The 12,178-nt window shown below is 61.0% G+C and carries 15 protein-coding genes; 4 read left to right on the top strand and 11 right to left on the bottom strand.

Translation table 11 applies throughout. From position 1 onward, the window contains the following. The first annotated feature begins 110 nt into the window (after positions 1-110). Positions 111-1,220 carry an NADH:flavin oxidoreductase gene (locus tag PSH81_RS22595; RefSeq protein ID WP_226457300.1) on the top strand — a complete coding sequence of 370 codons (1,110 nt, stop codon included), beginning with the start codon at positions 111-113 and terminating at the stop codon, positions 1,218-1,220. 796 nt (positions 1,221-2,016) lie between these two features. Here PSH81_RS22595 and PSH81_RS22590 read toward each other — a convergent pair. Together PSH81_RS22590 and cysZ are read right to left on the bottom strand one after the other, a co-directional pair. Then, a complete protein-coding gene (locus PSH81_RS22590; protein ID WP_305391514.1) occupies positions 2,017-3,195 on the bottom strand; it encodes a glycosyltransferase family 1 protein in 1,179 nt (392 codons plus the stop codon). 54 nt (positions 3,196-3,249) lie between these two features. Then, entirely contained in the window at positions 3,250-4,014 is a 765-nt protein-coding gene (gene cysZ, locus PSH81_RS22585) for a sulfate transporter CysZ (protein WP_192300607.1), read from the bottom strand. A gap of 282 nt (positions 4,015-4,296) precedes the next feature. Here cysZ and trxB point away from each other — a divergent pair, with 282 nt between their 5' ends. Beyond that, positions 4,297-5,259, top strand: a complete 963-nt coding sequence (gene trxB, locus PSH81_RS22580; protein ID WP_192300606.1) for a thioredoxin-disulfide reductase — start codon at positions 4,297-4,299, stop codon at positions 5,257-5,259. A 181-nt stretch (positions 5,260-5,440) separates the two neighbouring features. On the opposite strand, the gene PSH81_RS22575 is transcribed toward trxB, so the two are convergent. From PSH81_RS22575 to PSH81_RS22550, 6 genes are read right to left on the bottom strand one after another with little or no spacing between them, the layout of a single operon-like run. Continuing rightward, on the bottom strand, positions 5,441-5,782 hold the full coding sequence (locus tag PSH81_RS22575; protein WP_192300605.1) for a HopJ type III effector protein: 342 nt from the start codon (positions 5,780-5,782) through the stop codon (positions 5,441-5,443). Next, complete coding sequence (locus PSH81_RS22570) at positions 5,775-6,071, bottom strand: DUF1244 domain-containing protein (RefSeq protein WP_305391513.1); 297 nt, start codon at positions 6,069-6,071, stop codon at positions 5,775-5,777. The genes PSH81_RS22575 and PSH81_RS22570 overlap by 8 nt, the downstream gene beginning before the upstream one ends. 15 nt (positions 6,072-6,086) lie before the next feature. Beyond that, positions 6,087-6,464, bottom strand: a complete 378-nt coding sequence (gene folX / locus PSH81_RS22565) for a dihydroneopterin triphosphate 2'-epimerase (RefSeq protein ID WP_226457260.1) — start codon at positions 6,462-6,464, stop codon at positions 6,087-6,089. 2 nt (positions 6,465-6,466) lie between these two features. Next, on the bottom strand, positions 6,467-7,027 hold the full coding sequence (gene folE, locus PSH81_RS22560) for a GTP cyclohydrolase I FolE (RefSeq protein ID WP_226457261.1): 561 nt from the start codon (positions 7,025-7,027) through the stop codon (positions 6,467-6,469). 20 nt (positions 7,028-7,047) lie between these two features. Next, positions 7,048-7,758: a dihydromonapterin reductase gene (folM, locus tag PSH81_RS22555; RefSeq protein ID WP_305391512.1), complete on the bottom strand. Its 711-nt coding sequence runs from the start codon at positions 7,756-7,758 to the stop codon at positions 7,048-7,050. Positions 7,759-7,815: 57 nt separating this feature from the next. Further along, positions 7,816-8,376 (bottom strand): antibiotic biosynthesis monooxygenase, encoded by a 561-nt coding sequence (locus PSH81_RS22550; protein WP_305391511.1) that lies wholly within the window; start codon positions 8,374-8,376, stop codon positions 7,816-7,818. A gap of 212 nt (positions 8,377-8,588) precedes the next feature. Between PSH81_RS22550 and PSH81_RS22545 the strand changes: the two genes are divergently transcribed. After that, positions 8,589-9,548, top strand: coding sequence for a MerR family transcriptional regulator (locus PSH81_RS22545; protein WP_226457263.1), 960 nt, complete (start codon positions 8,589-8,591; stop codon positions 9,546-9,548). A gap of 2 nt (positions 9,549-9,550) precedes the next feature. Here the strand turns inward: PSH81_RS22545 and PSH81_RS22540 are convergent, their stop codons facing one another. Both PSH81_RS22540 and PSH81_RS22535 read right to left on the bottom strand, forming a co-directional pair. Further along, on the bottom strand, positions 9,551-10,156 hold the full coding sequence (locus PSH81_RS22540) for a hypothetical protein (protein ID WP_192300598.1): 606 nt from the start codon (positions 10,154-10,156) through the stop codon (positions 9,551-9,553). Positions 10,157-10,216: 60 nt separating this feature from the next. Further along, positions 10,217-10,684, bottom strand: coding sequence for a PAS domain-containing protein (locus tag PSH81_RS22535; RefSeq protein ID WP_226457265.1), 468 nt, complete (start codon positions 10,682-10,684; stop codon positions 10,217-10,219). Positions 10,685-10,813: 129 nt separating this feature from the next. On the opposite strand from PSH81_RS22535, the gene PSH81_RS22530 reads away from it, so the two are divergent. Beyond that, the gene (locus PSH81_RS22530) at positions 10,814-11,269 is read left to right on the top strand and encodes a flavodoxin (protein ID WP_226457266.1); all 456 of its coding nucleotides are present in this window, start codon (positions 10,814-10,816) and stop codon (positions 11,267-11,269) included. Here the strand turns inward: PSH81_RS22530 and PSH81_RS22525 are convergent. Beyond that, complete coding sequence (locus tag PSH81_RS22525; RefSeq protein WP_305391510.1) at positions 11,250-12,146, bottom strand: LysR family transcriptional regulator; 897 nt, start codon at positions 12,144-12,146, stop codon at positions 11,250-11,252. The two genes, PSH81_RS22530 and PSH81_RS22525, sit on opposite strands and share 20 nt — an antisense overlap. Positions 12,147-12,178 lie beyond the last annotated feature (32 nt).

The following is a 12,178-nucleotide window of genomic DNA, read 5'->3' as shown; positions in this document are numbered from 1 at the left end:
ACAGGTCAGTCGCCGTTCGCTTTTATCCTTTAATCATTCAGATCAATAGTGCTGTTCAGGTCTGTGTGGGGCCAATATTATCCACGTCATAAACCCGCCTTACGTGGAGCATCCCCATGCCTGTCCAAGCCTTGTTCAAACCCTTCCAGCTCGGTGCTCTGCAACTGTCGACCCGTGTAGTCATGGCGCCGATGACCCGTTCGTTCTCGCCGGGCGGCGTACCCAACGCTCAAGTCATCGAGTACTACCGCCGCCGCGCCGCTGCCGGTGTGGGCCTGATCATCACTGAAGGCACGGTGGTCGGCCACCCAGCGTCCAACGGCTATCCCAACGTCCCGCATTTTTACGGTGAGGCCGCTCTGGCTGGCTGGAAAAAAGTGGTCGACGCCGTGCATGCCGAGGGCGGCAAGATCGTCCCGCAGCTGTGGCATGTGGGCAGTGTGCGGCGCATCGGCACCGAGCCGGATGCCAGTGTGCCGGCCTACGGCCCAATGGAAAAACTCAAGGACGGCAATGTCGTTGTCCATGGCATGACCCGGCAAGACATCCAAGACGTGATCAATGCCTTTGCCCAAGCCGCCAAGGATGCCCAACGCATCGGCATGGACGGTGTGGAGATCCACGGCGCCCACGGTTACTTGGTCGACCAGTTCTTCTGGGAAGGCAGCAACCAGCGCACCGACGAATACGGTGGCAGCCTGGCCAACCGTTCGCGTTTTGCCATCGAGTTGATCCAGGCCACCCGCGCCGCGGTTGGCGCGGACTTTCCGATCATCTTCCGTTTCTCCCAGTGGAAACAGCAGGACTACACCGCACGCCTGGTGCAAACCCCCGAGGCGCTGGGTGAGTTCCTGCAGCCGCTGGCTGACGCTGGTGTGGACATTTTCCACTGCTCCACTCGCCGCTTCTGGGAGCCGGAATTCGAAGGTTCCGACCTCAACCTGGCCGGTTGGACACGCCAGCTCACCGGCAAGCCGACCATCACCGTAGGCAGTGTTGGCCTGGACGGCGAGTTCCTGCAATTCATGGTCAACACCGACAAGGTCGCGCAGCCGGCCAGCCTGGAGAAGCTGCTGGAACGCCTCAACAATGAGGAATTCGACCTGGTTGCCGTGGGCCGTGCGTTGCTGGTGGACCCGGATTGGGCGGTGAAGGTGCGCGAAGGTCGCGAGGGCGACATTCTGCCGTTCAGTCGCGAGGCGTTGACCACATTGGTCTGATCAAGCCATTCGGCGTTGGAGAGGGGCCGGGTATGTCGATACCCGGCCCTTTTATTTCAGCGGTTGCTCAAACGATGGTGTGGTTGTACCGGCCGCCGCTCTGCATAGGGCGTCCGGTAACCGTCATCGTGGTCGGGCTGCCTCGGTGTAGGCCTTGACGAGGTTTGCCGGAAGTCCCAGCCGGGTTGTGAGTAGTCGCGATCCGGCTGTGGCCGGTACTGAGGGTTCCAGCCTGGCCGGGTGTACTGGTAGTCGGGCTGTGGCTGGTACGGAGGGTTCCAGCCTGGCCGAGTGTGCTGGCAGTCGGGCTGTGGCTGGTACGGAGGGTTCCAGCCTGGCCGGGTGTACTGGTGGTCCGGCTGTGGCTGGTACGGAAGGTTCCAGCCTGGCCGGGTGTATGGCTGATCCGGCTGTGGCCGGTGTGGTGGGTTCCAGCCCGGCTGGGTGTGTTGGTTATCCGGCCGGGGTGGGCGCGGGCGATACCACGGTTGCTGAAGATGGGTCTCGGGCCTTTGCGAGGGATTGCCCGTATCCGCCGGAGCGCTGAAGTGCCAATTACCGTGAGCCGCTGCTCCGTTGATGTGTGTCGACATAAAAAACTCTTTCAGATTATGGGGTGCCCACCTTCACCAGGCAGGTGCGTCATGGGTGGCCATAATCGGAGTGACGTTCCCGAAATATCCTGTTTGGTGGCGGGGATTCAGACAATGCCTATTGCCTATTCCGAATCGCGGCCCCATAAGCCGTCGGCTGTGGGCGCCGGGTGGGGAAGTGGATGACTGAAACTGTCGCCGGATCAGCGGGTGGAGGGTAACGGCGGAGCGACAAGCTCTCCCTTGCACACACCCCGTAACTGGTGCTCGAACTGCTCGATGATCGCCGGCCAACCCTGGCGGCTGGCATGTTGGCGTGCATTCAGGCGCGCCCTGCGCAAACTCTCGCGCTCTTCGAGCAGCCAGCAGGCCGCATCGCAAAACGCCTCCTCATCCCCCGGCATCGCCAGTACGCCGTTATAGCCATGGCGGATATGCTGGGTCGCAGCCGCCTGGTCATACGCCACCACGCCCAACCCGGAAGCCATGGCTTCCAGCACCACGTTGCCGAAGGTTTCGGTGAGGCTGGGAAACAGGAACAAATCGCCCGACGCGTAATGCCGCGCCAGTTCTTCGCCGCGTTGCGTGCCGCAGAACACGGCGTCGGGCAGGTCATGTTCCAGCAGTGAGCGTTGCGGCCCGTCGCCGACGATGATCAATTTCAGCCTGCGCTGTGGATATGTGCTGCGCAGGGACTCGAAACAGCGCTTGAGTACACCCAGGTTTTTCTCCTGGGCCAAACGTCCTACGTGCAAAACTGCAATGTCGTCATTGCCCAGGCCCCAGCTCTCACGCAGTACGTTGTCGCGCTTGGCCGGATGGAACAATTGGCTGTCGACGCCCCGCGACAACATGCCCAGCCGCTCGAAGTGGCGGCGTTCCAACTCCAGGCGCTGGCTGGCACTGGGCACCAGGGTCAAGGTCGAGCGGTTATGGAACCAGCGCAGATAATGGGTGACTACCCGGCTCAGCATGCTTAACCCATATTGGTTCGAGTACTGCTGGAAGTTGGTGTGAAAGCCACTGACCACGCTGATCCCCAGGCGCCGGGCAGCGCGCAGCGCGGATAAGCCCAGCGGGCCCTCGGTGGCGATGTACAGCACATCCGGACGCTGGCGGGTCCAGCGGCGCAGCAATTTGTGCATCGACGACTGGCCCCATTGCAGGCCCGGGTAGCCCGGTAGCGGCCAGCCACGGCACAGCAGCAATTCGTCGTCGCTGGGACGGCTCTGGTCAGCGTTCTGGCGTGGACGCACCAGTTCGACCTGATGGCCGCGCGCGCGCAGACCTTCGCACAGGCGGCCAAGGGTATTGGCCACCCCGTTGATTTCGGGCGGGAAGGTTTCGGTGATCAGAGTGATGTGAAGCGAGGCTGTCGTCATGGCCCACAGTGTCACTGTGGGCCGTGTCGTCATTGTGTCATTGGGATGATGGATTTATGACGTGGTCACGTTCTGTCGCGCCATCGCTTCGGCGCCCTGCTCACGCACCCAGAACAAGGTCGCCCCGGCCACTGCCGCCGGCATCATCAACAGGTTGACCACCGGCACCAGCAACACCAGGTAAACGATGCCGCCGAAGCTCATGCTCTGCCAGCGTTTCTGGCGCAGCCAGGCGAGCATCTCGTTCCAGCCCAGCTTGTGGTTGTCGGCCGGGTAGTCGATGTACTGGATCGCCATCATCCACACCCCGAACAGTAGCCACAACGGCGCGGCGATCAGGTTGACCACCGGAATGAACGACAGGATAAACAAGCCGATGGCCCGTGGCAGGAAGTAACCCAGTTTGCGCATTTCCCGGGCCAGTGTGCGCGGCACCATGGCGATCAACTCACCCCAACTGAACGCCGGGAAATCGTCGGTGCCACGCACCACCACTTCGACTTTCTCCGAAAGAAAACCGTTGAACGGCGCGGCGATGATATTGGCCAGCATGGTGAAGGTGAAAAACACCATCAGCACCACCAACACCACAAACAGCGGCCATAGCAAGTAGTTGAGGAAGCTCAGCCAGTTCGGCAGCGTCGGCATCAGGTGGTCGACCCACAGGCTGAACTGATGGCCGGCGAAATAGATCAAGCCGACGAATAACACCAGGTTGATCGCCAGTGGCAGCAGCACAAACAGGCGCAGGCCAGGGCTCAAGACCAGCTTGAGGCCTTCACGCAGGTATTGCGGGCCGGAAAGGGCAGGGGCGGGCATGGATAACTCCGAGCAAAGGGGCGAACGCGCCGACCTTACCGGCTTTGTATCACGGGCGAAAGCGGCGACATCAGCCGTAACAAACCCGTCGATCAGCCGGGTCGACTGCATAGGGACCGTCTATGAGCTGGATTGTTAATGCGTATTTCCTTAATCTTGCCCCCCTCTATACGCTGCACCCATTATTTTCAGGGCCTGCGAGTTAAAGCCTTCCCCAAGTGCTTCGTGGTCCCTTTTTTATTCCAGCCGCCTTGTGGTCCGGGCGGTCGACAGGAGTGAGTCATGTCTGATACCCGTCATTCGCGAGTGATTATTCTCGGTTCCGGCCCTGCCGGTTACAGCGCTGCCGTCTACGCTGCCCGGGCCAACCTCAAGCCGCTGCTGATCACCGGCATGCAGGCGGGCGGTCAATTGACCACCACCACCGAAGTCGACAACTGGCCGGGCGACGTCCACGGCCTGACCGGCCCGGCGCTGATGGAACGCATGAAAGAACACGCCGAGCGCTTCGAAACCGAGATCGTGTTTGACCATATCAACCAGGTCGACTTCTCCAAGAAGCCTTACAGCCTGACCGGCGACAGCGGCGTCTACACCTGTGACGCACTGATCATCGCGACCGGCGCCAGCGCCCGTTACCTGGGCCTGCCATCGGAAGAAGCGTTCATGGGCAAGGGCGTTTCCGCCTGCGCGACCTGCGACGGTTTCTTCTACCGCAACAAGCCGGTCGCTGTGGTCGGTGGCGGCAACACTGCCGTGGAAGAAGCGCTGTACCTGGCCAACATCGCCAGCACCGTGACCCTGGTTCACCGCCGCGAGACGTTCCGCGCCGAGAAGATCCTGATCGACAAGCTGCACGCCCGTGTGGCTGAAGGCAAGATCATCCTCAAGCTCAATGCCACCCTGGACGAAGTCCTGGGCGACAACATGGGCGTGACCGGCGCCCGCCTGAAAAACAACGACGGCAGCTTCGACGAGCTGAAAGTCGACGGCGTATTCATCGCCATCGGCCACACGCCGAACACATCGTTGTTCGAAGGCGTGCTGGAAGCCAAAGACGGTTATCTGGTCGTACAGGGCGGCCGTGAAGGCAATGCGACTGCGACCAACCTTGAAGGCATCTTCGCCGCTGGCGACGTAGCCGACCATGTGTATCGCCAGGCCATCACCTCGGCTGGCGCTGGTTGCATGGCGGCACTGGATGCCGAGCGTTACCTGGATGGTTTGGGTAACGCTTCGCTCTAAACCGTAGCAATAAAAAACCGGCTGAGAGGCCGGTTTTTTTACACCCACGATTTAACTGACACCAAAGCACAAATGTGGGAGCGGGCTTGCCCGCGAATGCTGAGTGTCAGTCACTGAATTAGGCGACTGACCCACCGCTTTCGCGGGCAAGCCCGCTCCCACAGTTTGATTGGTGTCTGACTCAGGATCTGCGGGTCAGGGGCTGCGCCGTGAACGTCACACCCGCCAAGCCGTGTGCGATAAGTGCACGGATATTGCCATGGTCACTGCCCTCAGGCGTCGCCACCACCGAACGGTAGTGCTCGCCAAACGCCAGCAGCGCTTGCTGATCGCTCAAGCCTTCCAGCACAGCCAGGCCCAGGGTCTTGCAGGAGCCTTCGTTCTGCCCGGCAGCGTTTTCCACATCACCATTGGTAAAGGCTTGCGGCTGGTAGTCATAACCTGCGGCAATAAACGCCAAGGTGTCGGCAAACGCATGTTCGCCGCTGTTGAGGCTGGCGCGCAGGGTGTTCAAATCAGTCATGGGTTTTTCCTTTGGCGAACGCCGCCTGTTGATCGGCGCTGGCTTCTTTCTGGTATTGGGCTTTCCACTCGGCGTACGGCATGCCGTACACCACTTCTCGGGCATCATCGAGGCTCAGCTCGATGTGGCGCTCATCGGCCTCGGCCTTGTACCACTTGGACAAGCAGTTGCGGCAGAAGCCTGCGAGGTTCATCAGGTCGATGTTCTGCACATCCTTGCGGCTGTCCAGGTGTGCCACCAGCCGGCGGAAGGCGGCGGCTTCGAGTTCGAGGCGTTCTTGGTCGTTCATAGGGCTCACGCAGGTTCAGGGTTGGCGGCTGGCTGCCAGGGTAATCGACACCGATTCGGCAAAGCGCAGCGCATGGGGCTTGTCCACTTCGACTTCGGCGTACAGCACTGTTTCATTGCTCATCACCAGATCCAGCAGTTCCTGGGTCAGGCGCTCCAGCAGGGCAAAACGGTTGCCCTCCACATGGGCAATGATCGCCTTGGTGATGGTGCGATAGTTCAGCGCATGGTCGATGTCATTGTCGCGCACGGCCTCCTGGGCGGCATACAGGATGGTCAGGTTGATCAGCACATCCTGCTTGTTGAGGATTTCGTCCTCGTTGATGCCGATGTAGGTGCGCAGGCACAGGTCCTTGACCCGGATGCGCGCCATGCCTGGTTGAAGTTGTGGCATTGCTACTTGCTCCGTCCGATCAGTTGCAGGAACTCCATGCGCGTGGTGTTCGACTCGCGGAACGCGCCGAGCATCACCGAGGTGTTCATGGTTGAATTCTGTTTCTCCACACCGCGCATCATCATGCACATGTGCTTGGCCTCGATCACCACCGCCACGCCGGCGGCCTGGGTCACGTCCTGGATCGCATCAGCGATTTGCCGCGTGAGGTTTTCCTGGATCTGCAGGCGCCGTGCGTACATGTCGACGATGCGCGCCAGCTTCGACAGGCCGAGGACCTTGCCGGTCGGAATATAGGCCACGTGGGCCTTGCCGATGAAGGGCAGCAGGTGGTGCTCGCATAGCGAGTACAGCTCGATGTCCTTGAGGATCACCATCTCGTCATTGTCGGAAGTAAACAGCGCGCCGTTGACGATGTCGTCAAGGTTCTGCTCGTAGCCGTGGCACAGGTACTGCATTGCCTTGGCCGCGCGCTTGGGGGTGTCGAGCAAACCTTCACGCTCCGGGTCTTCGCCCAGGCCTTTGAGAATCTCGCGGTAGTGTTGGGGCAGGGATAAGGTCATACAACATCCTCACAAACGGCTTACTTGATATGCCGCCCGCCGTTGACGGTCAGGGTGGTACCAGTGACATAGGGGTTGTCCAGCAGGTAACGCACGCTCTGGTAGATCACCTCGGGCCCGGGTTCGATGCCCAGTGCGGACTTGGCCAGCACCTGGGTGCGATAAGCGGCGGCGTCGCCTTCGTTGAACATCACCATCGCGGGCGCGACGCCGTTGACCTTGATCAGCGGCGCGAACTGCGCGGCAAACGACAGCGTGAGGCTGTCGAGCCCGGCCTTGGTGGCGCAATAGGCGATGTGCTGGCGGCTGCCCTTGCGCACCACGTCATCGCTGATGTGCACGATGTCGGCGGGTGTCGAGCGTTGCAGCAAAGCTGAACAATGCAGGTTGATCAGGTAAGGCGCAAGCATGTGCACGCTGAACATGTCGGTAAAGGCACGGCTTTCGTCATCGGGACTCTCTGCGATCCAGGCCGAGGCGTTGTGGATGATCGCACGCAGGCTTTGGGTGTGGGTGTTCAGCTCGGCGATAAACGCCAGGATGCCGGCTTCGCTGGAGAAGTCGGCAAACACACCGATCGCACCACGTTCGCGCAGGGCCTGCACGCCGGGACGTTCGCTGCGGTAGCTGAAAATCACCGGATGGCCGTCGTCCAGCAGGCGCTGGGCGCAATGCAGGCCGACACGCTGGCCGGCGCCGGTGATCAGGATCGGGGCGTGTGTTGCAGTCATGGAGGGCTCGCTTCGCTGGCAGGTTCAAATCATACCAGCGAGCGGGCCCCCCTGTACTCACGCGGCGGCTTCGGTGGCCTTGCGTGGTGTGGGCGCAGGGTGCAGCCAGTTGGCCAGCAGGTGGGTCGACAGTGGAATGAACAGATAAACCATCAGCGGCGTGAGTGCCAGGGTGCTGATCAGCACGCGCGGCACCAACTCCAGCTCATTGAGCAGCGGGCCCAGTACAAAGTTGAAGATCAGTGACACCGGGAAAAACGCCAGCCAGATCGCCACGGCCTGCTTCCAGCGCGGCGGCCGTGCCCCCACGGCACCAAACCAACCGTCGATGCCGCTCACGCGATGCTCGGACGGGTCGGCAAACAGCTCGCTGCCACGGCCCAGCCAGGCACTGCGGGACGCGGAAAACTCCCAGGCATGCAGGGTCTTTTCATCGGCGAAGCGGAAGATGATCTGGAATTCGTCGTCATTGGGCGGCGGTGCGAGCACGCCTGAACCCAGGTAACCGGGGAAGTCGGTGGCCAATTGCTCGCCTTCGCGCAGCCAGGCCATCAGTTCTTCGTAGCGACCTTTGGCCACGCGACGCGCAACCATCAGGGTGACTGGGGAGGTAGACATTATGTATCTCCAAATAAACGGGTGCGCTGGACCGGGTAGGTGGCGCACGAACATAGCGGCGGGGTAGTGCCGCTATGTAAAAACAGGCAAGGATTATTCCTGTTTTACAGAAATACGCCAGTGACATTGGTCTAAAGAGGGTGGACCTTGAAAAAGACAGCTCTAAAGGCGTTAAATGGCTGCCCCAATTACCATTGGTTTTTTGGTCTCAAATGCCCGAAATTACTGCTCCCCTTGATAGCATTTCACATCTGGATTCGACCGATTCCGAGGCGTTTTTTCCGATTCGTGAAGTGTCGAGATTGACAGGCATAAATCCAGTGACGCTGCGTGCATGGGAGCGGCGTTATGGCCTTATACAGCCGACGCGCACCGAAAGCGGGCACCGGCTCTACTCCAAGGCCGATATTGAGACGGTCAATCGCATTCTTGATTGGATCGAGCGCGGCGTGGCCGTAAGCAAGGTCGGCAAGATCCTGGCGCGCGATGACCAGCAGGCGCAAGCCGTGCGTGCCGAGCACGACACGCCCGAGGGCGCCGAGTGGGCTCAATGGCAGGCGCGGTTGAGGCTGGCCGTGAGTGCTTTCGATGATCGCCAGTTGGAGCATGTGTACGGCCAGATTTTTGCGACCTACCCCCAGAGCATCGTGTTCCAGGACATCCTGATGCCCCTGTGGAGCGAGCTGCTGCGCCATCAAGGCCGATTCGGCCAGGCCAGTGAGTGGCTGTTCTTCGACGCGTTCCTGCGGGTACAGGCGTTGGCGCGTCTGCATGTGGCGTGCGCGTCGTCGGCCCCCCGGGTGCTGTTGGCGGCCATGCCCGGCGAATGCCGCAAGTTGGAATTGCTGGTGGCCGGGCTGTTGATGACGCGCGACGACCTGGCGGTGAAGGTGCTGGGCATGGGCCAGCCATTTGATGAGCTGACACTGGTCTGTGAAAAGACCCGTCCCCAGGCCCTGATCGTCTATTCCAACCGTTCCCACCGTTATGACCTGCCGGGGCGCCTGAGCCGCCTGGCGCTGACCCTGGATTGCCCGTTGTTCCTGGCGGGGGTCGCGTCGGACCTGGCCGAGAAGGACCTCGCCGGTTCTTCCATCGGCTGCCTGGGCAATGAAGGACGCCTGATGCAGCGTCGCTTGCAGCAGTTTCTCAGTGGGCAGCTGGATACCTGAGATCAGGCGTGTACGTGCGGGTGGACCAGGCGGTGTTGATGCAGGATGAATTGGCGCAGGCGCTCGATCTCATCCGCATCGCTCTGGCTCAGGCGGTAGGCGAACAAACCGCGTGCGGTTACCCGTTCCAACGTGCCGCGTAGCGCAATGCGTTCGTAACCGGAAGGGCTGAACCACAGCGCAAAGGTCTTGGGCGCCTTGACCCGGCCGCGGATCTCGACCAGCACACCCTTGAATGACACTTCGTGCACCCACAGCGCGCCCGGCGTGCCTTTGATGTTCTCCAGTGCCACCGGTGCCTCGAGGGCCAGGCGCCATGGACGGATCATCGGCCCGTCTTCGAAAATGCTCGGCACCCCCAGACGCAGATGCACCGCATGAAACTCATCCTCCACCAGATGCAGGGGGAAGGTGAGTTGCTGGTTGTCGAACTGTGCCTGGATGGTGACGTGATCGTGGGCGGCCAGGCGTGTGAGCAAATCGCGGATCTGCGCGCCGCCGTTGACGGTCAGGCTCGATGAAGCATCCCGCAGGTTTAGCTGGGGGGTGTGCTGCATGTTCTGAATGAAATCCAGTTCATCCTGGGTCAGAAGTGCGTCGCGTCGCATCGATCATTGCTCAATGAGGGGGTACTAAAATGCCATTATCCGCTCTACAGACCGCATTATCTAAATTTTGTTAGATCCGCTCGTCATCTTTAGCGCGGCCAGCTCTGCCTTGACCTGGGCCAGTTCGGCTTCCAACTGGGCGACGCGCTGCTGGGCCTTGACCTGCAAGGTCACATCTTTTTGCACACCGACAAAATAAGTCTGCTTGTCGGCCTCGTTGTACACCGTCGACAACGACAATTCGTTCCAGAAGTGACTGCCGTCCTGACGATAGTTGCGCAGGATTTCCCGGCACGAACCGCCACTGTCCAGCGCCTCGCGAATCGCCATCAGCGCCGGCTGGTCGCGGTCACCTGACTGCAGGAAGCGACAATCCTGGTACAGGATGTCATCCAGGTGGTAGCCGGTCAGCTTCTCGAATGCCGGGTTGACGTAGATTATCGGCTTGTCCTTGCCTTCGCGCTCGGCGACGACAATCCCGTCGTTGGAAGCGTTGACAACCATTTGCATCAGCTTTGCGTTGATCATTGAGCGGTCCATGGCTTGTTTTGGGAGCTTTGAGTTTATGGCAACGGTTGAATGTTTCACCGGGCCCGCTGAAATATTTGTGACAACTGCTAATATCCCAGCTTTTCACTCAACTACAGGATCAGATTGATGAAAGTCGCCATCCTTTCCGGCTCGGTCTACGGCACGGCTGAAGAAGTCGCCCGCCACGCCGCCGGTATCCTCAACGCCGCCGGTTTTGAAGCCTGGTACAACCCGCGCGCCACCCTGGCGGACGTACAGGCTTTCGCGCCCGAAGCGTTTCTGGCGGTGACGTCCACCACCGGCATGGGTGAGCTGCCCGACAACCTGCAACCCCTGTATTCGGCCCTGCGTGACCAACTGCCCGCCACCTTGCGCGGTCTGCCCGGTGCGGTGATCGGCCTGGGCGACGCCAGCTACGGCGACACCTTCTGCGGCGGCGGCGAGCAAATGCGTGAACTGTTCGGTGAACTGGGCGTGCGCGAAGTGCTGCCGATGTTGCGCCTGGACGCCAGCGAAAGCGTCACCCCCGAGGCCGACGCCGAGCCCTGGTTGGCCGAGCTGGTCACTGCACTGCGCGGCTGACCGGATACTCGCGCAACAACGCCAGCCAGGCCTGGGCGGCTCTCGACAGATAGGCGCCCTCACGCCAGATGAATGCAATGTCCCAGCGCAGGAAGTCCGGCGCCTTGAGCGTCAGGCGCACCACGCCCGGTCGCACCAGCCCACGGGCGACCACGCTGGGCAGCAGCACCACGCCTTGACCGGCCGCGACCAAGGCCACGAGAAAATCCGCCTGGCCACTGCGGCCGATTTCCTTCGGGCTAAAACCCACTTGCTTGCACGCCTGCATCAGCCGGTCGTTCAGCACAAAACTGCGCTGGTACATCAGGAATGGCGTGTCCGCCAATTCCTCCAGGCGCACCTGGGCGTTTTCCGCCAGCGGGTGATCCATCGGCAGCAGGGCGTCCAAAGGCTCGTCGCAAAAGGCTTGCCAGGCGAAGGCCGGGTCGTTGGGCATCAGGCTGCCACCGACATCCAGCTCACCGTTGAGGATCGCCTGTTCGATAGTGCGGCTGCCGCCCTCCAGCAACTGGATAGTGACGTTGGGGTAACGCTTGCGATACTCGGCAAACAGCCCGGCGAACAACGTATCCCCCGCCAGCAGCGGCAAGCCCAGGCGCAGCTCGCCGCGGGCCAGTTGCTGCATGTCGTCCAGCTCACTGAGCAACTCGCTTTGCAGGCGCAGCATCGCCTCGGCGCGCTGTAATACCACGGCGCCGGTGGCGGTCAGGCGCACGTGCGAGCCGGTGCGCTCAAGCAACGGTGTGCCAAGGCTGTGCTCCAATTGCGCCACCTGTTTGCTCACGGCGGATTGGCTGATGTGCAAGGTTTTACCGGCTTGGGTAAAACCGCCCCGGTGGATGACTTCGACAAAGCTGCGCAGCTGTTTGAATTCCATGCTCTCAATTCCGGTTTGGAATAGTTGACAGT

This window comes from Pseudomonas sp. FP2335, assembly GCF_030687535.1.
GTDB lineage: Bacteria > Pseudomonadota > Gammaproteobacteria > Pseudomonadales > Pseudomonadaceae > Aquipseudomonas.
The sequence above is the reverse complement of the archived record's forward strand: the minus strand, read 5'-3'. Positions and strand labels throughout refer to the sequence as shown.

Bases quoted from the DNA above. Each gene is read 5' to 3' on its own strand.
- PSH81_RS22590 (WP_305391514.1), bottom strand. From the start codon at position 3,195: ATGACGACAGCCTCGCTTCACATCACTCTGATCACCGAAACCTTCCCG.
- cysZ (WP_192300607.1), bottom strand. From the start codon at position 4,014: ATGCCCGCCCCTGCCCTTTCCGGCCCGCAATACCTGCGTGAAGGCCTC.
- trxB (WP_192300606.1), top strand. From the start codon at position 4,297: ATGTCTGATACCCGTCATTCGCGAGTGATTATTCTCGGTTCCGGCCCT.
- PSH81_RS22575 (WP_192300605.1), bottom strand. From the start codon at position 5,782: ATGACTGATTTGAACACCCTGCGCGCCAGCCTCAACAGCGGCGAACAT.
- PSH81_RS22570 (WP_305391513.1), bottom strand. From the start codon at position 6,071: ATGAACGACCAAGAACGCCTCGAACTCGAAGCCGCCGCCTTCCGCCGG.
- folX (WP_226457260.1), bottom strand. From the start codon at position 6,464: ATGCCACAACTTCAACCAGGCATGGCGCGCATCCGGGTCAAGGACCTG.
- folE (WP_226457261.1), bottom strand. From the start codon at position 7,027: ATGACCTTATCCCTGCCCCAACACTACCGCGAGATTCTCAAAGGCCTG.
- folM (WP_305391512.1), bottom strand. From the start codon at position 7,758: ATGACTGCAACACACGCCCCGATCCTGATCACCGGCGCCGGCCAGCGT.
- PSH81_RS22550 (WP_305391511.1), bottom strand. From the start codon at position 8,376: ATGTCTACCTCCCCAGTCACCCTGATGGTTGCGCGTCGCGTGGCCAAA.
- PSH81_RS22545 (WP_226457263.1), top strand. From the start codon at position 8,589: ATGCCCGAAATTACTGCTCCCCTTGATAGCATTTCACATCTGGATTCG.
- PSH81_RS22540 (WP_192300598.1), bottom strand. From the start codon at position 10,156: ATGCGACGCGACGCACTTCTGACCCAGGATGAACTGGATTTCATTCAG.
- PSH81_RS22535 (WP_226457265.1), bottom strand. From the start codon at position 10,684: ATGATCAACGCAAAGCTGATGCAAATGGTTGTCAACGCTTCCAACGAC.
- PSH81_RS22530 (WP_226457266.1), top strand. From the start codon at position 10,814: ATGAAAGTCGCCATCCTTTCCGGCTCGGTCTACGGCACGGCTGAAGAA.
- PSH81_RS22525 (WP_305391510.1), bottom strand. From the start codon at position 12,146: ATGGAATTCAAACAGCTGCGCAGCTTTGTCGAAGTCATCCACCGGGGC.